Origin of the sequence: Microbacterium testaceum, from assembly GCF_001476655.1 — a bacterium.
Lineage (GTDB): Bacteria > Actinomycetota > Actinomycetes > Actinomycetales > Microbacteriaceae > Microbacterium > Microbacterium testaceum_C.
The window spans coordinates 25,816-46,972 of record NZ_LDRT01000027.1 but is presented as its reverse complement, the minus strand read 5'-3'; the positions used below and the strand labels follow the sequence as shown (position 1 = coordinate 46,972).

17 protein-coding genes and 1 pseudogene are annotated in these 21,157 nt (G+C 70.3%); 6 read left to right on the top strand and 12 right to left on the bottom strand.

The features are described from left to right. Positions 1-25: 25 nt before the first annotated feature. Both NS220_RS05080 and NS220_RS05075 read left to right on the top strand, forming a co-directional pair. Positions 26-778, top strand: coding sequence for an SDR family NAD(P)-dependent oxidoreductase (locus NS220_RS05080; protein WP_058623054.1), 753 nt, complete (start codon positions 26-28; stop codon positions 776-778). 107 nt (positions 779-885) lie between these two features. Next, positions 886-1,362 carry a hypothetical protein gene (locus tag NS220_RS05075; protein WP_058623009.1) on the top strand — a complete coding sequence of 159 codons (477 nt, stop codon included), beginning with the start codon at positions 886-888 and terminating at the stop codon, positions 1,360-1,362. 13 nt (positions 1,363-1,375) lie between these two features. Here NS220_RS05075 and NS220_RS05070 read toward each other — a convergent pair whose 3' ends face one another. The 3 genes and pseudogenes from NS220_RS05070 to NS220_RS05060 all read right to left on the bottom strand — a co-directional run bounded on the left by NS220_RS05070 (position 1,376) and on the right by NS220_RS05060 (position 3,937). Further along, positions 1,376-1,771, bottom strand: coding sequence for a nuclear transport factor 2 family protein (locus tag NS220_RS05070; RefSeq protein WP_058623008.1), 396 nt, complete (start codon positions 1,769-1,771; stop codon positions 1,376-1,378). A gap of 100 nt (positions 1,772-1,871) precedes the next feature. Then, a pseudogene (locus tag NS220_RS05065) lies at positions 1,872-2,150 on the bottom strand (excinuclease ABC subunit UvrA); the annotation flags it as partial. A 239-nt stretch (positions 2,151-2,389) separates the two neighbouring features. After that, entirely contained in the window at positions 2,390-3,937 is a 1,548-nt protein-coding gene (locus NS220_RS05060; protein WP_058623006.1) for a DEAD/DEAH box helicase, read from the bottom strand. Between the two features lie 176 nt (positions 3,938-4,113). On the opposite strand from NS220_RS05060, the gene NS220_RS05055 reads away from it, so the two are divergent. Then, on the top strand, positions 4,114-4,314 hold the full coding sequence (locus NS220_RS05055) for a hypothetical protein (protein WP_058623005.1): 201 nt from the start codon (positions 4,114-4,116) through the stop codon (positions 4,312-4,314). An 11-nt stretch (positions 4,315-4,325) separates the two neighbouring features. Here NS220_RS05055 and NS220_RS05050 read toward each other — a convergent pair whose 3' ends face one another. From NS220_RS05050 to NS220_RS05015, 8 genes are all read right to left on the bottom strand, one after another. Further along, the gene (locus tag NS220_RS05050) at positions 4,326-4,898 is read right to left on the bottom strand and encodes a DNA-3-methyladenine glycosylase I (RefSeq protein WP_058623004.1); all 573 of its coding nucleotides are present in this window, start codon (positions 4,896-4,898) and stop codon (positions 4,326-4,328) included. Positions 4,899-5,073: 175 nt separating this feature from the next. After that, positions 5,074-5,784, bottom strand: coding sequence for a Type 1 glutamine amidotransferase-like domain-containing protein (locus tag NS220_RS05045; protein ID WP_058623053.1), 711 nt, complete (start codon positions 5,782-5,784; stop codon positions 5,074-5,076). Further along, positions 5,781-8,549 (bottom strand): glycoside hydrolase family 2 protein, encoded by a 2,769-nt coding sequence (locus NS220_RS05040; protein WP_058623003.1) that lies wholly within the window; start codon positions 8,547-8,549, stop codon positions 5,781-5,783. The genes NS220_RS05045 and NS220_RS05040 overlap by 4 nt, the downstream gene beginning before the upstream one ends. Before the next feature lie 4 nt (positions 8,550-8,553). Further along, positions 8,554-9,414 carry a carbohydrate ABC transporter permease gene (locus NS220_RS05035; RefSeq protein ID WP_058623002.1) on the bottom strand — a complete coding sequence of 287 codons (861 nt, stop codon included), beginning with the start codon at positions 9,412-9,414 and terminating at the stop codon, positions 8,554-8,556. Next, the gene (locus NS220_RS05030; protein WP_058623001.1) at positions 9,411-10,400 is read right to left on the bottom strand and encodes a carbohydrate ABC transporter permease; all 990 of its coding nucleotides are present in this window, start codon (positions 10,398-10,400) and stop codon (positions 9,411-9,413) included. The genes NS220_RS05035 and NS220_RS05030 overlap by 4 nt, the downstream gene beginning before the upstream one ends. After that, complete coding sequence (locus tag NS220_RS05025; RefSeq protein WP_058623000.1) at positions 10,397-12,460, bottom strand: DUF6259 domain-containing protein; 2,064 nt, start codon at positions 12,458-12,460, stop codon at positions 10,397-10,399. Before NS220_RS05025 ends, NS220_RS05030 begins: the two co-directional genes overlap by 4 nt. A gap of 178 nt (positions 12,461-12,638) precedes the next feature. Beyond that, a complete protein-coding gene (locus NS220_RS05020; RefSeq protein WP_058622999.1) occupies positions 12,639-13,904 on the bottom strand; it encodes an ABC transporter substrate-binding protein in 1,266 nt (421 codons plus the stop codon). 68 nt (positions 13,905-13,972) lie between these two features. Beyond that, positions 13,973-15,235 carry an ABC transporter substrate-binding protein gene (locus NS220_RS05015; protein WP_058622998.1) on the bottom strand — a complete coding sequence of 421 codons (1,263 nt, stop codon included), beginning with the start codon at positions 15,233-15,235 and terminating at the stop codon, positions 13,973-13,975. A gap of 178 nt (positions 15,236-15,413) precedes the next feature. Between NS220_RS05015 and NS220_RS05010 the strand changes: the two genes are divergently transcribed. The 3 genes from NS220_RS05010 to NS220_RS05000 all read left to right on the top strand — a co-directional run bounded on the left by NS220_RS05010 (position 15,414) and on the right by NS220_RS05000 (position 20,246). Further along, positions 15,414-16,721, top strand: a complete 1,308-nt coding sequence (locus tag NS220_RS05010; protein WP_058622997.1) for a DUF3863 domain-containing protein — start codon at positions 15,414-15,416, stop codon at positions 16,719-16,721. After that, complete coding sequence (locus NS220_RS05005) at positions 16,718-19,225, top strand: family 78 glycoside hydrolase catalytic domain (RefSeq protein WP_058622996.1); 2,508 nt, start codon at positions 16,718-16,720, stop codon at positions 19,223-19,225. The genes NS220_RS05010 and NS220_RS05005 overlap by 4 nt, the downstream gene beginning before the upstream one ends. Before the next feature lie 106 nt (positions 19,226-19,331). Then, positions 19,332-20,246 carry a hypothetical protein gene (locus NS220_RS05000; protein ID WP_153004159.1) on the top strand — a complete coding sequence of 305 codons (915 nt, stop codon included), beginning with the start codon at positions 19,332-19,334 and terminating at the stop codon, positions 20,244-20,246. A gap of 121 nt (positions 20,247-20,367) precedes the next feature. Here NS220_RS05000 and NS220_RS04995 read toward each other — a convergent pair whose 3' ends face one another. After that, a complete protein-coding gene (locus NS220_RS04995; RefSeq protein ID WP_058622994.1) occupies positions 20,368-21,126 on the bottom strand; it encodes an SDR family NAD(P)-dependent oxidoreductase in 759 nt (252 codons plus the stop codon). Positions 21,127-21,157 lie beyond the last annotated feature (31 nt).

Below are 21,157 nucleotides of genomic sequence, written 5' to 3'. Positions count from 1 at the left end.
CCGAATGCGGAAGGGAAATCCGATCATGAGCAGGTTCACCCAGAAGGTCGCACTCGTCACGGGTGCGGGAAGCGGTATCGGCGCCGAGATCGCTCGCGAGCTGGCCGCCGAGGGCGCGTCGGTGGTCGTCACCGATATCAACGAGGGCGCCGCGGGCGCCGTCGTCGCGCAGATCCGCGAGGCGGGCGGCACCGCCGAGGCGTTCACCCAGAACACCGCGAAATGGCAGGACTCCGAGGCCGCCGTGGAGTTCGCGAAGAAGACCTACGGCGCCCTGCACCTCGCCGTGAACAACGCCGGCATCGGCGCCGCTGCGCAGAACATCGGCGACTACGACATCGAAGCCTGGGACCGCGTGCGGTCCGTCGACCTCGACGGCGTGTTCTACGGTCTGCGGTTTCAACTTCCGGCGATCGTCGCTTCCGGCGGCGGAGCCGTGGTCAACATGTCTTCCGTTCTCGGGTCGGTCGGCATCGCCCAGAACGCGGCCTACGTCGCGAGCAAGCACGCGCTGATCGGGCTGACGAAGGTCGCCGCGCTCGAATACACGGCGCAGGGCGTCCGCACCAACGCCGTCGGTCCCGGCTTCATCGACACCCCGCTGGTGCGTTCGAGCCTCAGCCCGGACGCCCTCGGCCACCTCGAGCAGGAGCACGCCGCCGGGCGTCTCGGAACCGACGCGGAGGTCGCGGCACTGACCCTGTTCCTGCTGAGCGATGCCGCGTCGTTCATCTCGGGCAGCTACCACCTCGTCGACGGAGGGTACTCGGCGCACTGACCGCGTCGCCGCGGTTCGTCCGCCGGAAAGCGCAACGGGTGATCCGGGGCGTCGCGAAGGCGGACAAACCGCGGCCGCCGTGCGGCACAATGGGAGCGGAGGTTTCCATGAGCGATCCGAGCACGACGACGACGTCACCCGCGGATGCCGCCGGGACCGGTGCCGTGCCCGTCGCGCACGCAGCGGCCGAGTGCCCGAAGTGCTTCACGGAGTTGCAGAGCGACCGCGATTGGTGGCGGGCTCGCCCGGCCGGCTCCCGTCTCGTGGGTCTGGTCGTGTCCCGGCCCGGGATGCCGAGCGTCGTTCAGCAGCGCGACGACCTCACGAGATTCGGCGTTCCCATCGAGGGGTTCCGTCACCCGGCCCCGGAGACCCTCGAAGGGTGGGCCGCTCGTCTCGACCGCTTCTTCGGCACGCTCACCCGCGGTGACGTGCTCGTCGTGACGAGCGCTCACTCGCTCGGACTCACGCGCGACGACGAGACGCGCGCGATCGCCGACCTGCGCCGGCGCGGGGTGATCGTGAAGGTGCTCTCGCACGGCGAACGCCACCTGCACGACGCGACGCTCAGCACGCACGGCTGACGCCGGGCGGTGCTTACGCGAGTTCGTCCCGGCGCTTCTGCGCGTCGAACGCGTCTCGCACGGCCACCGTGTCGTACACGATGTGCAAGGACTCGATGAGCCCGTCGGGGGCGAGCTCGGCGATATCGACGACCGTGAACGGCGCGGGCGTCCCGTCGGCGAGAGTCCAGTCGAACCGGAACCAGAAACTGATGACGCGAGCGCCCGAGGTGTCGTGCATGACGCTGCGCAGCGTCAGTCGCGACGACGCTGTGTCGGCGAAGAGGAGCGGATAGAACTCGGCGGCGGGTCGCTCGCCGTACAGCGGCGAGTGGACGCGCGCGGTAGGAGCGAACAGAGCCAGGACCGCGTCGAGATCTGCCCGCTCGAGAGCGGCGAGGTAGCGCTCGACGAGCGTCGTGGGTGTCATACCGGTGTCTCCCTCCGTCGACCCAGACCGGGACGACTCCTTGCGAACGGTGCGTTCACTGTCCCACGTATCGCGCGAGATGCTCCCCGGTCAGGGTCGATCATGCCGCGACGAGATCGGCGGGCGTGCCCTCGAACACGATACGTCCCCCGTCGTGTCCGGCCCCGGGTCCGAGATCGATGATCCCGTCGGCGTACGCCATGACCGCCTGGTGGTGCTCGATCACGACGACGGTGTCGCCGGCATCCACGAGTCGGTCGAGGAGGCCGAGGAGGTTGTCGACGTCGGCGAGATGCAGGCCCGTCGTCGGCTCCTCGAGGACGTAGATCGCCCCGGACGTGGCCATGGAGATCGCGAGCTTGAGGCGCTGCCGTTCCCCGATGTTCACGTCGCCGATGCGCGACGATCGCGCGCCCTCATCGAGGCGGGTTCCCCCGCACGCGGGGCAGGCGCGCACGGTGCCGTCGGGCGCGAGGCCGTCACGCACGGGGCCGTCGGGCGCGAGGCCGTCGGGCGCGGGGCCGTCGCGCGCAGGGCCGTCGCGCGCGGTGTCGTCACCGGAGGGGAAGACGACGGTGCCCCCGCAGACGCATCTGCGGGGGCACCGGGAGAAGCGACTCAGCCCTGGGCGCGACGGTTGGTCCGCGGGTTGCGGGCGCCGACGACCATGCCGGTGGTGGGAGTTCCGGATGCCGAACGCCCGGCGCCCTGCGGACGGGCGGCGGGAGCGCCGGTGCGCTGCGCACCCGCTCCGCCCTGGCCGCGGCCCGCGCCGGAGCGCTGGCCGCCGCGGCCACCCTGCGGAGCGCGACCGGCGGCCGGAGCGTCGGATGCCGGAGCGCCCGCGCCGCGACGACGACTGCCGCCACCCTGTGCGCCGCCGCGGCCGGCGGGCTGCTGGCCCTCACCGCGGGCCGCGCGCTTGCGCTGGGCGTTGGCCCCCTGCGAACGTCCGCCGCCCTGGGGCTGCGCGACGACCGGCTCGGGTTTGACGTACGGGGCCACCTCGCCGACCAGGGCGACGACCTCGGGCGAGGTGGAGGTGACCTGCTGCGGCGTGGCCGAGATCTTGGCCTTGCGCAGGATGTCGAGGGTGTCGCGACGCTGCTCGGGGAGCATGATCGTCACCACGTCACCGGCCGAGCCCGCGCGGGCGGTGCGACCCGAGCGGTGCAGGTACGCCTTGTGCTCGACGGGCGGGTCGACGTGCACGACCAGCTCGACGCCGTCGACGTGCACGCCGCGGGCGGCGACGTCGGTCGCGACGAGGACCTTCGCGCGACCGTCGCCGAAGGCGGCGAGGTTGCGGTCACGGGCGGGCTGCGAGAGGTTGCCGTGCAGGTCGACGGCGGGGATGCCCGAGGCCGTCAGCTGCTTCGCGAGCTTCTTCGCCTGGTGCTTGGTGCGCATGAAGAGGATGCGGCGGGCGGTACCGGAGGCGAGGGTCTGGACGAGGTCCTTCTTGGCATCCGCGTCGACCGGGGCGAAGACGTGGTGGGTCATCGCGGCGACGTGCGAGTGCGCCTCGTCGACCGAGTGCAGCACCTCGTTGCGGAGGAAGCGCTTCACGAGCTTGTCCACGCCGTTGTCGAGCGTCGCCGAGAACAGCAGACGCTGGCCGTCGCCCGGCGTGCGGGCGAGCAGGCGGGTGACGCCGGGGAGGAAGCCGAGGTCGGCCATGTGGTCGGCCTCGTCGAGAACGGTGATCTCGATGTCGCCGAGGTTCGCGAACCCCTGGCCGATGAGGTCTTCGAGGCGACCGGGGCACGCGACGAGGATGTCGACGCCGGCGTTCAGCGCGTCGACCTGGCGCTTCTGGTTCACGCCGCCGTAGACCGTCGTGGTCACGAGGTCGTAGGCCGCGGCGAGGGGCTTGATGACCTCGTCGATCTGGTTGGCCAGCTCGCGGGTCGGAGCCAGCACGAGCGCGCGGGGCTTGCGGCCGCGGCGGCGGTCGGCCTTGGCTGCGAGCCGGGCGACCAGCGGCAGCGAGAAGGCGAGGGTCTTGCCCGAACCGGTCTTGCCGCGGCCGAGCACGTCGCGGCCGGCGAGGGTGTCGGGCAGGGTGTCGGCCTGGATCGGGAACGGCTCGTTCTTGCCCTGGGCGGCGAGAACGTCGATGAGGGGGGCGGGCACGCCGAGGTCGGCGAAAGTCTGGGACGTCATGAATACTCCTGCCGCGGCGCACGCGCGCACGGCGATTCGGGATGCCGCGATGCTGCGGCCAAGTGGGCGAAGGCGCCGGGTGGCGCATCCGTTCGCCGTGAAGGTCAAAGGCCCGAGAAAGGGGCCGGTGCGTTCGACGACGCGAGGAGCGAAAGCTCCGCCGATCAGTCTAGCGGGTGAGCAGCCTCTCCGCCGCGTGGGGGATCCGCCGCCGCCCCGGCGTCCGTAACGTCGAGGGCATGGACGTGTCATCGATGATCATGGGCGCATCGATCGCGTCGATCGCCTGGATCGCCTTCTATCCGTGGGCGCAGATGCGCCGCCTCCGCGAGATCGACGCGAGGAACGCCGCAGAGGGCGGGGAGACCGAACGGTAGCCGGTCGGGCGTCAGGCGGCCGCGCGCCAGCACCCCGCGACGTGGTCGTCGACCATGCCTGAGGACTGCATGAGCGCATACATCGTGGTGGGACCGACGAAGCGGAAGCCCCGCCGTCGGAGCTCCTTGCTCATCGCGGTGGATTCCGGGGTCACCGCGGGCACGTCGGCGAAGGTGCCCGGTGGTTCGTGCGCCACCGGGGCGAACGACCACAACAGCGCGTCGAGTTCTCCCTCGACCATGCCGGCCACGATCGTCGCGTTGCCGATCACGGCCTCGATCTTGCCCCGATGGCGGATGATCCCGGCATCCTGAAGCAGCCGCTCGACGTCGGCGGCCCCGAACGCGGCGACGGCGCGCGGCTCGAAGCCGTCGAAGACCTCGCGAAAGCGCGGGCGCTTACGCAGGATCGTGATCCACGCGAGACCCGCCTGGAACCCCTCGAGGCTCATCTTCTCGAACAGCGGGCGGTCGCCGCGCAGCGTCGTTCCCCACTCTTCGTCGTGATAGCGCTGATATTCGGCGTCGGAGCCGGCCCAGGCGCAGCGGACGATGCCGTCGGAACCGGTCACGAGATCACTCATGCGCACAGACTATGGGGGCCCTCCGACATGGGTGGCGACACCCGGGCCCGAGAGCCGCCCGGCCGTCACCAGAACAGGGGATGCCACGGGAACAGGCCGTTTCCCCCACGACCGGCCTGTTCTCGTCGCATCCCCTGTTGTCGTCGCACCCCTCGACCAGGCGGCAGCGCCGGCGTCACAACGCCCGCGTCGGCAGCGCCTCCTCGACCACACCGTCGCCGTCGCGATCGATCCGATGCACCACGCCCCCGGGCCGCTCGGTGACGACGTCGACGGCGCGGGAACCCTCGTACAGCACGCCGGTCCCCTCGTCGAGACCGAACCCACCCGGGAGCGCCCCCGACGCCACTGCCGCCCGCAGCGCCGGGCGCCGCGAGGCTTGCGAGTCGAAGTGCACCCCGAGGGAGCCGGGGACGAAGCCCAGGCCGTTCGTGATCGTGCGCACCTCGCCGAATCCCGACGTCGGGCCGCCCTCGTGCCAGCACAGGGCACCGGCCGAGGTCCCGGCCAGAAGCGTTCCGCGCTTCCACGCCCGGTGCAGCGCGATGTCGAGACCGTGCGTCCGCCACACCGACAGGAGGTTCGCGACGCTCCCTCCGCCCGCCCACACGAGATCGGCCGCGCCGAGGACCTCGTCCAGGTCGAGGGCGGTGCGTCCGAAGAGGCGCAGGTGCACGGCATCCACTCCCGCCGCCATCGCGGCGCCGAGCTCTCGACCCTCGTCCCCGCGCTGGTCACCGCCGGCCGTGTTGACGAAGACGATGCGGGGCCGTCCCTCGACACCGGTCAGGTCGAGGGCGAAGCGTAGGAGGGGGCCGAAGCTCACATCGCCCCACGAGGCGTCGGCCCACCCGCCGCAGGTCGCGAGGATGCGCGGCACGGTCATGACGTGACCGCCACGGCATCCGCGTTCCAGGCCCGCACGCGCGGGGCGTTCCACGAAGCACCGGCCAGGTCGAACGCGATGACGCGCTCCTCACCGGGCTCGAGCCCGAAGGCATTGTCGTCAAGCCAGGCCCCCGGGGCGGTGGGGAACTCCTCGATGAGCACTATTGGCGCCGGCACCTCGCCCGCGTTGCGCACGCGCAGCACATCCCCGTCGAGACGGGCCTCCAGACGCGTGCGGGGCTGCTCCTTCAACGGAGCCGGTCCCGTCGCGTAGGGGGCGAGCAGTTCCTCGATCGGCCGGTCGGTCAGGCTGTCGAGCAGCGCGGCCTCGAGGGCCGCGACCTCGCCGCTCTTCGGTTGTGCGTTGAGCGCGTACCAGGCCGACGAGACACGCTCGCCTCGCTCGTCGCGAAGGTACGCAGCCAGCACGAGCACCTCGTCGGAGGGGACCACGGCCTCGAGGGTGAACGCGAGGGCGTGGGAGTCGGCATCCAGATCCACGGATGCCGTGCGCTCGGCCAGCACGCGGAATCGCGCGTCGTAGAGACGAGAGGTCACCGAGCCGGCCAGGGGGTGCGGCGTGTCATTCGCCGCGTGCACCTCGGCCGAGAACGTCTCGCCCGCGGCGAACGCTGTCCGGTCGTACACCGCGAACGCGGAGCGCGCGGCGCCGAACTGGCGCGCGCGGTAGTACGACAGCTTCGCGCGACCGTAGTAGTCCACGATCGCCCACGAGGCGCCGGGGAACACCTCGCCGACCTTGTAGAACCAGTAGGCCGCGGTGCTCTCGCCGGCGTGCGCGCGCAGCCGCTCCGAGGCGAACCGGAGCGCGTCGCCCTGGGCGAGCTGCGAGTACTCGACGAACGTCGCCCAGTCGGTGAGGGGACCGTAGTGGGCGTAGCGCGCCTGCTTGAACAGGTCGAAGAGCGAGAACTGCGCCTGGTGCTGCAGGATCGCGCCGTGCGCGGGAGGCGGCCACTGCTCGAGCAGGGCCGGATCGAGGAAGCGCTCCATGCTGTCGAGATCGCATTGGCTGGATAGCCCGTACTCCCCGAACACCGGGGGGACGTGCGTCGCGTACGCCTCCACGGGCTCGCCCTCGTGATAGACGCCGTAGTAGTGCTCGCTACCGCCCCAGGGGTCGGTGCGGTGGAAAGGACGGGTCGGGTCGTACTGCCGCACGCGTGTGCCGATGACGGTGAGCAGATCGTCGCCCGAGATCGTGTCGGGGTTCTCGTTCCCCCCGCCCCACATGACGAGAGAGGGGTGCGAACGCAGCCGCCGGACGATGCGCGACGCCTGCTCGTCGACGGTGGCGAGCGTGGCACCCGTGGCATCCAGCCCGAAGGTCAACGGGAACTCCTGCAGGACCAGGATGCCGCGGCGGTCGCACTCGTCGAAGAAGGCGTCGCTCTCTACGGTGCCGCCGCCCCAGGCGCGGAGCATCTGCAGGTTCGCCCGCACGCAGAGGTCGAGGATGTGCCGATCGATCTCGAATCCGCGACGCGCCATCGGATCGGTGAAGCACCAGTTGGCCCCCTTGAGGAAGAGGGCGCGGCCGTTGACGACGAACTGCCAGTCGTAGACGTCGTCACCCGACATCTCGGGGAGCGCCCGCATTTCGACGGTACGGATGCCGACGGTCGTCGCGCGCGAGGAACCGTCGACGCGCGCCTCGACCCGGTACAGCGGCTGCGCTCCGTACCCGAACGGCCACCACAGGCGCGCGTCCGGCACGTCGATCTCGACCGCGTGCCGGGACGTGCCCCGGGATGCCGCGGCCTCGGCCGTGACGTCGGCGACGACCGTGCCCTCGGGATCGAGGACGCGCACGCGCGTCGGGGCGACTCCCTCGTCCGGGGTGTGCCGCACGAGATCCCACTGCACGCGCAGGAGCGCGGAGCCCTCCGCGGCCCGGACGGTCGAGACGAACAGGTCGTCGAGCTCGAGGTCGGGGACGCGCTCGAGGCGGACCCCGCGCCAGATCCCCATCGAGATGAGGTGCCCGTAGTGCCACCCCCAGCCCGGGGAAGGTTTGAGGACACCGTGCCAGTCCCGCGGGGGTGCGTCGATACGCACGACGATCTCATCGGTGCCGTCGCCGCGCAGCAGGGTCGTCACGTCGATGTCGGGACCGCCGTACATGCCGGAGTGCCGGGCGATCGGTTCACCGTTGAGCCAGAAGGATGCCGTCTCATCGACGCCGTCGAATGCGAGGCGCACCCGCTCCCCATGCCACGCAGCCGGCACATCGAATCGGCGGGCGTACCACCACTGCTGCTCCTCGACGCGCGTGCGGCGGAAGAACCAGGGCCACTCGCTCGGGACGCCGTGCGCGGTGAGCTCGGCGTGCGTGTGGTCGTGCAGCAGCGGGTCGGGGATCTCGCCCGCCGCGACGAGGGCGGCCTGGACGGTTCCGGGCACCGCGGCGGGGATCCACGACGATCGATCCGTGTCGGGGCGGTGCCAGCCCACGGGCGCGGGCGGGGCGTGTCCGGCGAACCACCGTTCGATCGCGAACTCGCGGCCGGCGGGAGCTCCGGCCAGCAGCCACTCCCCGTCGAGCGAGATCGTCTCGCGCGGGGGCGGGGAGTCCTCTCTCGGCGTCGGATTCCCGGCATCCGACCTGCTCGCGGCGGGCCCGCCGCCGGTCGAGACGACCGGCGAGGAGACGGGCAGAGTCGCGTGCTCCTGCACCCAGCGGTCGCCGTACAGCGGCGACGCGAGCGCACGCGCCCGCTCGCGGTCGTCGAGCGAGGTCATGCCCTCACTTCACCGCCCCGGCGTACAGGCCGCTGACGAAGAAGCGCTGGGCGAACACGAACAGCAGCAGGATCGGCAGACTCATGATGAGAACGGCCGCCATGATGTTGCCCCAGTCGGCGAGGTACTGCGCCTTGAAATAGAGCACGCCCGTGGTCAGGGTTCGCTTGGACGGATCGGTGAGCAGGAGCTGTGGCACGAGGTAGTCGTTCCACACGCCCACCCCTTGCAGCACCCAGAACGTCGCGATCGCGGGCCGCGCGAGGGGGAGGAAGATCCGGCGGAAGAGGGTGAAGTACCCCGCGCCGTCGATGACCGCGGCCTCGACGATCTCCTTGGGTACTTGGCGCATGAAGGCCGCCATGAGGAAGACGCCGAAGGGCAGCGCGCCGGCGATGTAGATGAGGATCACGCCGACGTAGTTGTTGATGAGACCCAGGTCGCGCACGACGCGGAACTGCGGCACGAGCGCGAGCTGCATCGGCAGGAAGATGCCCGCCGCGAGCAGCAGGTACACGCCCGAGCCGATACGCGTGGCCTGCCGCACGATCGCGTACGAGGCGAGGGCGGCCACGAAGGTGGCGATGGTCATACTCGTGACCGTCAGGAGCACCGAGTTGAAGAAGAGGTTGGTGAAGCCGGCATCCTGCCAGGAGGTGACGAAGTTGTCGAAGGTCGGCGCCTGCGGCAGGCCGGTCGGGTTCGTCAGCACCTCGAGGTTCGGCTTGAACGCGGTGATGACGATGATGACGATCGGGTAGATCATCGCGATGCTGAGCACGATCAGGAGCAGATTGATCGGGATGCGGCGGGCCAGGCGGAGCAGGGACCGCGTGTTCACGCGGGGGTTCGCTTGCGTGCTCATCGGTTGCCCTCCTCGGCGGCGACGCGGTTGTTGAGTCTGTTCTGCACGGCGGCGATCGCGATGAGCACAATCAGCACCAGGACGGCCATGGCCGAGGCGTAGCCGAAGTTGTTATTCACCAGGCCCTCCTGGAACACCTGGGTCATGAACAGCTGCGTCGAGTTGCCCGGCCCCCCTCTCGTCATCAGGTAGACGGTGTCGAAGGCTCGCAGCGCGCCGTTGATCGACAGCACGAGCACGAGACCGATCGAGGGGACCATGAGCGGGATGGTGATGTAGCGCATCGCCTTCCACCCGCGGGCACCGTCGACCTTCGCCGCTTCGAGGATCTCGCCGGGGATGGTCGAGAGCCCCGCGAGGAAGATGACGACGTTGAAGCCGAGTCCGCTCCAGAGGTCGACCAGGATGACGCTGTACAGCGCGAGGTCGTAGTTGCCGAGCCAGTCCTGCGCAAGGCCCCCGAGCCCGATGCTGCGCAGCAGCGTGTTGAACGTGCCCGTGGTGGGGTCGTACATGAAGCTCCACGTGAACACGATCGCCACCGGCGAGATGACCATCGGCGCGAAGAAGATCGCGCGGTAGATGTTGCCGAGCCGGAGCTGGCGGTGCAGGAGCACGGCGATGAGGAACGCCAGGATCGTCTGCACGATGATCTTGAAGAACCCGTAGATCGCCGTGTTCCCGATCGCCTCCATGAGCACGGGGTCGCCGGAGAAGATGCGCACGAAGTTGTCGGCCCCGACGAACTCCCACGCGCGGTTGAACCCGCGGGCGTCGGTGAAGCTCGCGACGATGACCTGTCCCATCGGGTACACCGTGAAGACGGTGTAGAGGATCAGCGCGGGGGCGACGGCGATCCAGAACCTGCCCGCGGTGGATCGCCCTGTCCACAGGCGCACCTTCAGCGAGCGCGTCGTGACAGCCTGCGTCGCGGTGGGGTCGTCCAGGGCGAGGACCCGCGGGTCCTCGACGCGTGTGCTGCTCATAGCGATCCAATCGAGTCGGAAGAGGGGAGGACGACGGTCGCGCTCCGGGCGGGCACGACGATGCGCCCCTTGGAGACCGGGGCGCGGAGCCCGTCGAGGTCGTCGGTCTCGGCGTCGCCGAGACCCGTCAGATGGAGCGACAGGGGTTCATCGTCGTAGGTGGCCACGACGACGGCGCGGGTGCCGTCGGCCCCCTCCCACACGGTGAGGAGGTCGTGGACCGTGCCGTCTGCACGGTGGGCGACGACGTCGTGGTCGACGACGAGGCGCCCGTTCCAGAGCAGGTCGCGGTGGCGCTCGCGCAGGGCGTCGGCCGCGCGGGCGAGGGCCACGGTTGCGGGCATGTCGCCCGGTCGTCCCTTGAAGTTGTAGGGCTCGAGGCTCATCGCGTACCCGTACAGAAGGCACTGTGCGACCATCGAGCGGTCGTCGAACCCGGTCAGCGCCGTGACGATGCGCGCGTCCGGCCGCAGCTGCCGGCCGAGCGGGCGGTGCGCGGGCGACGCGCTGCGGAAGTACGACACGTCGTAGTGCGCGAACTGGTCGTCGTACGCGCCCTCGGCGGCGATGACGAAGGTGTCGGCGCGGGCACCCAGGGCCGCGCGGATGTCCTCGACGAAGGCGGCATCCCAGGTGAAGGCGCTCGCCCCGACGGGGTGAGCGTGGTCGTCTGCGAAGCACAGCAGAGCCCGCCCGTGGTAGAGCGACTCATCGGCCAGGATGCCGTCGGCCCCCCACGCGGCCATCTCGGCGACCTCGTCGGCGAAGCGGCGGCGCAGCGCCTCGACGCCGAAGCACAGCGGCACGTACCAGGGGGTCGCGATGCCGTAGCGCTTGCGCGACGAGTGGTAGACCGGACCGGGCTGCGCGTAGGGCTGCCCGTTGACGTCGCGCGAGACGAAGGGCTCGAGCTCGTCCCAGAGCGGTCCCGGCTTCTCGACCCACACGTACTTCACGTACAGCACGGTGGCGACGTCGAGCTCGCGCGCGCGGTCGAGCGCGCGGCGCAGGCCCTCCTCCCCGCCGAGCTTGGCGGCAGGCCGGTGCTGGGGAACGAGACCGTCCTGACCGCCCTCGTTCCAGCCGACGATCTGGATCGCCCCGATGCCCTCGCGCGCGCACTCCTCGATGATCTCGACGAGGGCGTCGAAGTCGTACCGGGGCTCCCCCTCGGTCGACATGAGCTGTACCTGCAGCCATGAGCGCGGCTCTCGGAGCCAGGATGCCGCGCTCTTCCGCGTCGGCTCCTGCGTGGGCAGGTAGGCGGCCAAGCCGTTGCTCCACGCACCGGCGAAGGGCGCGAGGATCATCTCCGGAAGCGAGGCCCGGGAACCGTCACCCTCGGGGAAGTGGATCGCGTCCAGCGTCACGGTGCCGTCCGACCCCGCGCGCCGCAGGAGGCTGTCGGCGAATCCGGGCTCGAGGCTCGCGCGCCATCCGATGAAGTCGAGCGTGCGCTCCGCGGGCTGAACGGTGAGGCCGCCGCTCCCGGCCGCCAGAATCACGAAGGGCGACGTCGGGGTGCCGACGAGTTCGGGGCGGAGGTTGCCGCTCGCGTAATCGGGGAACGTCGTGCCCCAGTACGGCGCGTTCGAGTCGAACACCGGCAGGAGCGAGACGCGCGTGCCGGTGGAGTAGTCGACGCCGCGGAGTTCGAGAGCGCCGCTCGTGGGACGGATGCCGCGCAGCGCGGGGAAGCGCACCGCTTCGACGCCGCCCTCGTCGAGGTGGAACGTCAGGGCGAGGCGCACCACGCCGTCGACGATCCGTGCGGTCACCGCGATCTCGCCGGAGAGACGCTCTCCCGCGGAGGTCAGGGGGTTCGACCAGACCAGACGCACCGCGCGGTCCCCGTCGCGGTCGACGTGCGAGAGCGCCTGGGCGGCGGTCTCGATGACCACGGTGCGGTCACCGCCCCGCGGGACCTCGAGAACGAACAGCGAGGCCGCCCTGGCGGCATCCCGTGTCAGTCCGGGCGCGTCGAGAACGGCGATCCCGCCGGTCTCGGGGTCGAACGACACGGCGGCACGATCGTCGGCGATCGTCAGTAGCGCAGTCACAAGCACATCCTCGTTCTCGTTGTGTAGCCATACTACATGGCATCCCGAATCTTGCCCATACAGGCCGGCTCTCCGCCCCGAAACAGCACCTATCGCGTAGCTGCGCTACCCACGGGCGGGGCATCGCCACAACCGAGGCCCCCGTCGACGAGCGGCGGGGGCCTCGGAGAACGGCGGGTCAGTCGGCGTTCGCTCGCACCTCGACGAGGGCCGCGTCGAGGTCGGCGATCACCGTGTCGACGTCGCTGCGCCCCGCGATGAGGTTCTGCATCCCCACGAGGAGCGTCTCCTGCAGCTGCGGGTGCGCGGGGATCACGACGGGGCGGAAGGTCTTCCCCTCCCACGCCGCCGTCATGGCGGGGAAGAGCGGATCGTCCGCCGAGACGTCGATGCCCTCGGTCGTGGGGAACGCCTTCACCGAGGTCAGGAAGTCGGTGTACACCTCGTCCTGGAAGAAGAAGTCGATGAAGCTCTCGGCGGCTTCGACTCGATCGTTGCCGGGGTTGATGCCCCATGCGACGAGGTAGCTCCCCCACATGTCGGCGACGTCGGCGTCGACGGTGGGGAAGTTCATGTAGCCGGGCTCCACCCCCGCCGCGCGCGCGTCGGAGAGGATCCAGGTCGCCGGGAACATCGCCGCCTGGCCGGTGAGGAAGGCGGACTTCGCGGCCGACTGATTCGTGCCGAGCGGGTCGGGCATGTAGGCCGGGACGAGATCCTTCACGACCTCGAGCGACTCGGCGTAGCCGGGGATGTCCGCGAAGGTCTTCTCGCCGGAGAGGAGTTCCTCGATCGCGCCCGGGTCATCGGGGAAGACGTGCTGCGCCATCGCGTAGTAGGCGACGAACTGCGGCCACCAGCTGTCCTGCGCGCTCATCGCGAGCGGCGTGATGCCCGCCGCCGACAGCTTCTCGGCCGCCGCCTTCAGCTCGGTGTAGGTCTGGGGAACCTCGGCGATGCCCGCCTTCTCGAACAGCGCGGTGTTGTAGATGATCCCGTTGCCCGACTGCGAGATGGGCACCGAGTACGCGGTGTCCCCGTCCGCACCCCGCCGCGCTTCCTGCGCCGCCGCGTCGTCGAGGCGCGAGAAGAAGTCGGCGCCCGACAGGTCCGCGGCGAACCCGTCGCGGACGAAGTCGGTGAGGTTCTTCGGGTCGAAGCCGTAGACGTCAGGGCCGGCTCCTCCGGAGAGGCGGGTCTTCAGCACGTTGTCGTAGTCGTTCGTGTTGACGAATTCGGCGTTGACGGTGACGCCGGGGTTCTCGGCTTCGAACGCGTCGATGACCTTCTCGTAGGCCTTCTGCGTATCGCCGCCATCGCCCCACATGAGGAAGCTGAGGGTGGTCGTGTCGCTCGAGGCGGTTTGGCATCCGGTGAGGGATGCCAGGGCCAGGGCGGTCAGCGCCGTCACGGTCGAGGCTGTCCGGGCGCGGGAACGGGGCATGGGGGATCCGACTTTCGAAAAGGGAACCGCCTCGCCCGGGTACTCCCGAGCGAGGCGGTTCGAATGGGTCAACCGTTGTTGGCGCGGTACTGCGCGAGGGCGGCGTCGAGGTCGCCCAGCACCTGGTCGGTGGTCTTCTGCCCGCTGATGATGTTCTGCAGCCCGACCAGGAGAGCGTCCTGGATGCTCGGGTCGGTGGGCGAGAACGCGGCAACGAAGGTCTTGCCCTCCCAGGCCGCCTGCATCTCGGGGAAGAGCGGATCGACGTCGGCGCCGATCTCGACGCCCTTGGTGGTGGGGAACAGCTTCACCTTGTCCAGGAACGCCGTGTACGTGTCGTCCTGGAGGAAGAAGTCGAGGAACTTCTGCGAGGCGGCGAGCTTGGCATCCCCGTTGTTGGGGTTCACACCGAAGCGCACCTGGTAGGTGCCCCACAGGTCGTTCGACGGCTTGTCGACGGTCGGGAAGTTCATGTACCCGAGGTCCAGGCCCGCCTCACGCGCATCGGAGAGGATCCACGTCGCCGGGAACATCGCCGCCTGACCGCCGAGGAAGGCGGACTGCGCCGCCGTCTGGCTCGTGCCGACCGGGTTGGGCATGTAGTACGGGGTGAGGTCCTTGACGACGTCGAGCGACTCGGCCCAGGCCTTGCTGTCGGAGAAGGTCGTCTTGCCCGCGGCCATCTCGGCGCCCAGCTCTTCGTTCGCGCCGTGCTCGGCGAGGGCGTAGTAGACGATGAACTGCGGCCACCAGTTGTCCTGCGCGCTCATCGCGAAGGGGATGATGCCGGCGTCCGACAGCTTCTGGGAGTCCGCGAGCAGCTCGGTGTACGTCGTGGGCGGGGCAGCGATGCCCGCCTTCTCGAACAGCGCCTTGTTGTAGATGATGCCGTTGCCCGAGAGCGAGATCGGCAGGTTGTAGGTGCCGCCGGCACGCTGGCTGTCTTTCGCCGCCTCGGGAGTCAGCTTGGACAGGTAGCTCTCGCCGCCGTCGGAGAGGTCGGCTGCGAACCCGTCGGCGACGAAGGTGTCGATGTTGCCGAGGTCGAAGCCGTAGACGTCCGGGCCGGCACCGCCGGAGAGGCGGGTCTTCAGGATGTTGTCGTAGTCGTTGGTGTTGAAGAACTCCGCGTTGACCGTGATGTCGGGGTTGGCCGCTTCGAACTTCGTGATGACGTCTTCGTACGCCGTCTGGGTGTCGCCGCCGTCGCCCCACATCAGAAAGCTGAGCTCGGTGGGACCGCCGCCGGCACCTCCCGCGCAGCCGCTCAGCGCGCCTGCGGTGGTCAAAGCGACCGCCGCTACCGCCGTGTGCCTCAGCCACTTCGTCATGGCCACTCCCTATCTCCGTCGATCGTCGCGCGGTCCATTCCGCGGGACGTGGTGTCGGTAGCAAGACTACACAAAATCGGTTCATAAGCCCATATCTAATACATAAAAGGCCAAAAGAGCGTGACTATTGCTAGTGGAACTACGCGATTGGCGAAACCGGCGGCTAGGGTGAGGCCCCATGCAGACACGCCCGCCCCTCGGCCGACGACTGACCGTCAACACCATCGTCCGCCGCCACCAGATCGAGGCGACGAGGGACACCTCCCTCTGGGAAGACGAGACCGCGCTGCACTCCGCGGCTCTCGTCGAGCAGTTCTCCGACGCCGTGCGCGGCGCGATCCCGGATGCCTCTCTCACCTGGGCCCTCTCCTGGGGCGCCCTGACCGACGAGTCCCCGCGCTACCGCGACATCCGCCGCACGCTCGCGCGCCTGGCCACCGAGCACGGCGACGACATCACGTTCGTGCCCGGCGGATTCTTCGCCAATCTCTACGGCACGCGCGACGAGGTCGCCCGTGACATCTCCGACGCCGTCGACCTGCTGCACACCCATTTCGACCGCCCGACGACCGCGCTCGTCGCCGGGTTCCTGTCGGCCGCGAACATCGCGGGAGCGCGCGATCTCGGCATCCGCACCGTCCAGGGCAACATCTGGAGCCAGTTCGACATCGACCTGCAGGACGGCGACGGCTCGCTCGCATACCCCTACTACCCCTCGCGCGGACACTTCCTCGTGCCCGGCCGCGGCGACGACCGCCTCGACGCGGTGCAGCTCGACGGCTGGACGGTCGACCTCGTCGCCGCCCGCACCGCGGGCATGTCGTCCGAGTACAACTCGCGGCTCGGGCTCGGTCCGATCGAGACGCTGCACCGCCTGCCGCGCGCGGACGCGCTGAGAGAACTGGATGCCACGAGCGAGGCGCACCTGAACGACCGCAACGTCGCGCGCAACGGCCTCGGCTGGCTGACGGTCAACTACGAGATCAGCGAGGTCGCGCGCGGGCTCGCGCACGACCCCACCACGCTCGACGCCTGGGCGGGCTGGCTCGGGGGCCTCCGCGAGCGGTGGAGCGACCTCGAGGTGACCACGATCAGCCGGTTCGGCGACGAGTGGCGCGCCCGGCATGCCGACAACGAGGACCTCGCCTACCTCCTGCAGCAGAGCGGCAGCGGCGTCCAGGCATCGCGCGCGGGAGAGACGGTGACCTGGTTCATGTGCGCCGACTACCGGCTCGGGATCGTCCAGGTCGGCGACACGGTCGAGGTCTTCGACTACACGTCCTACACCGGCGCTTTCGCCGAGCCCGCGGAGCGCGGGAATCGCCGGTGGAGCCTTCTCGGCGAGATCAATCAGAAGCAGACGCGGCCGCAGGACCGCCCCGTCGCCCTGGACGCCTTCCTCGCGCAGCACCCCGACGTCGACGCCGGCCTGGATGAGCGGTGGGGCGAGACCCCCGAGCTCCGCGCGCTGCGGAGTGCCCGATGATCGCCATCGCCGACCTCACCGTCGAGCACACCGTCGACCCGGTCGGGATCTCGGGGTCTCCCCGATTCGGGTGGGCCCTGCGCTCCGACACCGACGGCGTTCGGCAGCTCTCCTACCGTCTGAACGTGCGCCGGGGCACCGAGACGATCTGGTCGAGTGGCCCCGTCGCCTCCGACCGCAGCGTGGATGTCGCCTACGACGGCCCCCCGCTGGCCTCACTCGGCCGCTACGAGTGGACGGTGGTCGTCACCACCACCGCCGGAGACGCCGCCGCGGCGGGGACGTTCGTCGCCGCCGTCCTCGACGACGACTGGCGGGGGGCGACCTTCATCGGGGCGGCGGACGACGGTGCGGCCGCTCCCCTGCTGCGCACCGAGTTCGAGGTGGATGCCACCCCCGATGAGGCGTATCTCGTGGTCGGGGCCGGGGGCCTCGCCCACGTCGAGATCGACGGCGCGGTGCCCGATGCGAGCGTCCTCGGTCCCGGCTTCACCGACTACGAGGTGAGCGCGCAATACACGGTCGTCGATGTGACCGCGCGGATGACCCCCGGCCGGCACGCGATCGGCGTCGAGCTCGGTCGCGGCTTCTCCGGCATGCGTGGGCGCAACACGTGGAACTGGGAGACCGCACCCTGGCACGCCGATCCCTCCGTACGCCTGCTGCTCGTGCTGCGCGACGCCCGCGGCGAGCGCGTCATCGTGAGCGACTCCGCGTGGAGGACCGCCGCCGGCCCGACACGCTTCGACGACCTCTACGCCGGGGAGGACTACGACGCGCGTCTCGAGCAGCCGGGGTGGAGCACCGCCGGATTCGACGACAGCGCCTGGGCCGTTGCCCGCGAGGTCGAGGGGCCGCGGGGAGCCCCCGTCCCCCAACGACAGCCCCCGATCGTCGAGGGCGAGACACTCGAACCGACGCGCGTGACGCAGCTCGACGAGGGCCGCTGGGTCGTCTCGTTCCCCCGCGTGATCGCGGGCTGGGTCGAGGTCGACGCCGACGCCGATCCGGGCGCGGGGATCGAGCTCCGTCTCGGCGAGAGCCTTCGCGCCGACGGAACGCCCAACTCCGACGACGAGAAAGGGTACTTCGACGGCCGCTTCCAGACCGATCGCGTGACGCTGGCGGATCGGCCGCTGCGATGGCATCCGCGATTCACCTGGCACGGTTTCCAGCACGTCGAGGTGCGCGCCCGCCGACTGCCGACCCTGCGTGCGCGGGTGGTGCACACGCGCGCCGCGCGCACCGGCCGCTTCGAGACGTCGTCGCCGATGCTGAACACCCTGCACGAGCTCACGGTGCGGACGATCCTCAACAACCTGCACGGCATCCCCACCGATACGCCGAAGTACGAGAAGAACGGGTGGACGGGCGACGGCATGGTCGGCGCCCGGATGATGCTGCTCAACCTCGATACGCACGAGCTGCTGGCGAAGTGGGTCGCCGACATCGCGGCATCCCGTCATGGCGAGGGAGCTCCCGAGGTGATCGCCCCGCACGGCGGCTGGCGGATGGACTGGACTCCCGCACCGACGTGGCACTCGGCCCTTCTGCTCGTGCCGTGGGACATCTACCAGCTGCGCGGAGACGAGCGGGTGCTCGCCGACGTGTGGCCCGACGCGCGCGACTACCTGCGTTTCGAGCTCGCGCGCGGGGCCGACGGTCTCTTCGACACGACCCTCGGCGACTGGGTGAGTCCCGAGACGGATCCGGGTGGCGGCAACGCACCCGAGGACACCCGGGTCGCGGCGACGGCGTTCGTCATCGCCATGTGCGACACGGCGGCCGCGATCGCGCGGGTGCTCGGCCACGATCCGGGCGAGTGGGAGCGGGCCGCCGCGGCCTCTCGTGCCGCGTTCGTCGCGGAATTCTGGGATGCCGACACCGCCGAGGTGCGCGGACGGGGCGACGCCGGGTATCGCCAGGCGCACGCCGCTCTGGCCCTGGCCTTCGACATCCTTCCTCCGCTCGACCGGCAGCGCGCGGCCGACCGCCTGGCCGCCGACGTGGTCGACCGCGGACACCACCTGTCGACGGGGGCTCTTGCGACGAAGCACCTGCTCCCCCAGCTCACGCGTTTCGGTCACGCCGACGTCGCTGTGGCCGTGGCGCTGCAGACGACGTTCCCGAGCTGGGGCTTCTGGGTCGAGCGGGGGGCGACGTCGCTCTGGGAGCACTGGAAAGAGGAGTCGCGCTCACGCGGGCACTACTTCCTCGGCACGATCGAGGACTGGTTCTACGCCGACGTCGCAGGGCTGCAGGCGGTCTCGCCGGGGTGGCGCGACGCCAGGATAGCCCCGACGGTGCTCGGGACCGCGCTCTCATCGGCTTCGGCCGCGGTGCGGACCCCGTACGGCGAGCTGTCGGTACAGTGGCGCGTCGCGGGCGGCGAGGTGATCCTGTCGTGCGAGGTGCCGATCGGCGTGCGCGCCGAGATCGAGCTACCGGGGTTCCGCCGCCGGGTCGAGGCCGGGGCGCACGAGGTGCGGGTGGCGCTGGACTGAGGGCGGGGCTGGGGCAGAGGTCCCGTTCGGCCATAAACGCGAGCCGCACACAGAAACACGCTCTGCTCGTGTTCATCGGCGCGGATCGCGTTCATGCATGCCCGGGATGCCCGTTCGCCCCGCGTTCACCCTCCCGCGCTACGGTCGGCGGATCAACGACAGGGAGGTCGGACGGATGCCGATGACCGCACGTGCCCGCATCGGGATCGCCGCTGCCGTCGTGGGGGCCATCGCCGTCGGCGGCGCCGCCGTCGTGATGTTCGGCTGGATGATCGACGAGACGCGCTTCGACAGGCCCGACCCCGCGTTCGACGCGCTCGCCTCCGAGATCTCTGCGGTTCCCGGAGTGTCCGACGTCCAGAAGCAGCGCTGGGTCGAGGCCCCCGCGTTCCTCGCCACCTCGTCCTGGGTGCAGGTCACCGCCTCGGCATCCGCGTACCCCGAGGTCCGCGAGATCGCCTGCGACACCACCTATCCGGATGCCGTCGAGTGGGGCTTCGACCTCGAGGGCGCCGGTGGCACCCGGGTCTCGGCCTACGCCGACGCCGGGCGGGGCTGCCCCGAGCTCGGATTCGACCTGGAGGCCGTGGCATCCGAGATCTCCCGCGTCGCTCCGGGGAGCGTGATCCAGGCGGCGATCTGGGATGCCGAGCGCTTCGCGCTGTCGTCACTCGACGGTCGGGCCTCGGAGGTCGCGGCGCAGCTTCTGCCCCTGGTCGCGCACGCCGACGCGCTGCGCGAGGCCGCGGGAGTCGATCCGGCGATGCCGGTCGAGGTATCGGGGGTGCGGCTCGGCGTCGAGATCGGCCCCGGCGAGGGAGCCGGGTATCACGCGCTTGTCTCGACGCTCATCGACGAGCACGACGTCACGTTCTTCTCGTTCGGGGGCGGCGGAACACCGATCGACGGGGTCGAGAAGGTGCAGGTGACCGCCCCCGACTCGCAGCGCGCCGCGATCGAACGGCTGATCGCCGACTCGGGCCTGCCCGTCGCCGCGCTTCCGGTGGCGTTTCTGGAGTGAGGCGGAGCCCTCAACCACACCGATAAACGCTCCCTGTGCTCAAAAACGGTCTCTCACCGCGTTTCTGAGCACGGGGAGCGTTTATCGGCTGCGGAGGCGGGGGCGGCGCGGAGCCTGCGTCTCACCAGGCCGAGTAGCCGCCGTCGATCAGCACGACCGAACCCGTCATGTACGACGCGGCATCCGACGCCAGGAACGCCACGAGGGAGCCGATCTCCTCGGGGGCGCCGAGGCGGCCCATCGGCGTGCGGCGCACCCAGTCGTCCCACCAGTCGCCGGGGACGCCTTCCTTGGTCAGTTCCGTGCCGACATAGCCGGGGGCGACCGCGTTGACGCGGATCCCCTGCTCCGCGAACTCGATCGCGAGCGACTTCACGGCGAGGTGCACCGCCCCCTTCGAGGCGTTGTAAGCGGCCTGGCGCTGGGGCGCGTTCGCGAGCTCCCCCGACATGGAGCCGATGGCCACGATCGAGCCGCCGCGCTCCTGCATGTGGCGCGCGGCCTCACGTGCGCACCAGAACGTGCCTGTCGCGTTGACCGCGAGGACGCGGTCCCACGTCTCGCGCTCGAGGTCGAGCGACGGTTGGTGGTTGGCGATGCCGGCCGAGGTGACGAGGACGTCCACGGATCCGAGGCGCGTGGCCACCTCGGCGAAGACCCGCTCGACCTCGGCGGCGTCCGTGACGTCGAGGTGCACGTACGACACCCGCCCGCTCTCGAACGACGCCGCGGCGGCGTTGCCGGCGTCGTCGAGCACGTCCGCGATGACGACGATCGCCCCGAACTCCTCGAGGGCGGTCACCACCGCGAGCCCGATCCCGCGGGATCCTCCCGTCACGACCGCCACCCGATCGGTGAGTTCCAGCCTTTGTCGGTACATCGTCGTCCTCCCGTGCTGTCGCGCTGTGCGG

Excerpts from the sequence above, each read along its gene's own strand:
- NS220_RS05030 (WP_058623001.1), bottom strand. The coding sequence starts at position 10,400 with ATGAGCAGCACACGCGTCGAGGACCCGCGGGTCCTCGCCCTGGACGAC.
- NS220_RS05015 (WP_058622998.1), bottom strand. The coding sequence starts at position 15,235 with ATGACGAAGTGGCTGAGGCACACGGCGGTAGCGGCGGTCGCTTTGACC.
- NS220_RS05000 (WP_153004159.1), top strand. The coding sequence starts at position 19,332 with ATGCCCGTTCGCCCCGCGTTCACCCTCCCGCGCTACGGTCGGCGGATC.
- NS220_RS05060 (WP_058623006.1), bottom strand. The coding sequence starts at position 3,937 with ATGACGTCCCAGACTTTCGCCGACCTCGGCGTGCCCGCCCCCCTCATC.
- NS220_RS05005 (WP_058622996.1), top strand. The coding sequence starts at position 16,718 with ATGATCGCCATCGCCGACCTCACCGTCGAGCACACCGTCGACCCGGTC.
- NS220_RS05040 (WP_058623003.1), bottom strand. The coding sequence starts at position 8,549 with ATGACCTCGCTCGACGACCGCGAGCGGGCGCGTGCGCTCGCGTCGCCG.
- NS220_RS05050 (WP_058623004.1), bottom strand. The coding sequence starts at position 4,898 with ATGAGTGATCTCGTGACCGGTTCCGACGGCATCGTCCGCTGCGCCTGG.
- NS220_RS05045 (WP_058623053.1), bottom strand. The coding sequence starts at position 5,784 with ATGACCGTGCCGCGCATCCTCGCGACCTGCGGCGGGTGGGCCGACGCC.
- NS220_RS05080 (WP_058623054.1), top strand. The coding sequence starts at position 26 with ATGAGCAGGTTCACCCAGAAGGTCGCACTCGTCACGGGTGCGGGAAGC.
- NS220_RS04995 (WP_058622994.1), bottom strand. The coding sequence starts at position 21,126 with ATGTACCGACAAAGGCTGGAACTCACCGATCGGGTGGCGGTCGTGACG.
- NS220_RS05035 (WP_058623002.1), bottom strand. The coding sequence starts at position 9,414 with ATGAGCACGCAAGCGAACCCCCGCGTGAACACGCGGTCCCTGCTCCGC.
- NS220_RS05010 (WP_058622997.1), top strand. The coding sequence starts at position 15,414 with ATGCAGACACGCCCGCCCCTCGGCCGACGACTGACCGTCAACACCATC.
- NS220_RS05020 (WP_058622999.1), bottom strand. The coding sequence starts at position 13,904 with ATGCCCCGTTCCCGCGCCCGGACAGCCTCGACCGTGACGGCGCTGACC.
- NS220_RS05075 (WP_058623009.1), top strand. The coding sequence starts at position 886 with ATGAGCGATCCGAGCACGACGACGACGTCACCCGCGGATGCCGCCGGG.
- NS220_RS05070 (WP_058623008.1), bottom strand. The coding sequence starts at position 1,771 with ATGACACCCACGACGCTCGTCGAGCGCTACCTCGCCGCTCTCGAGCGG.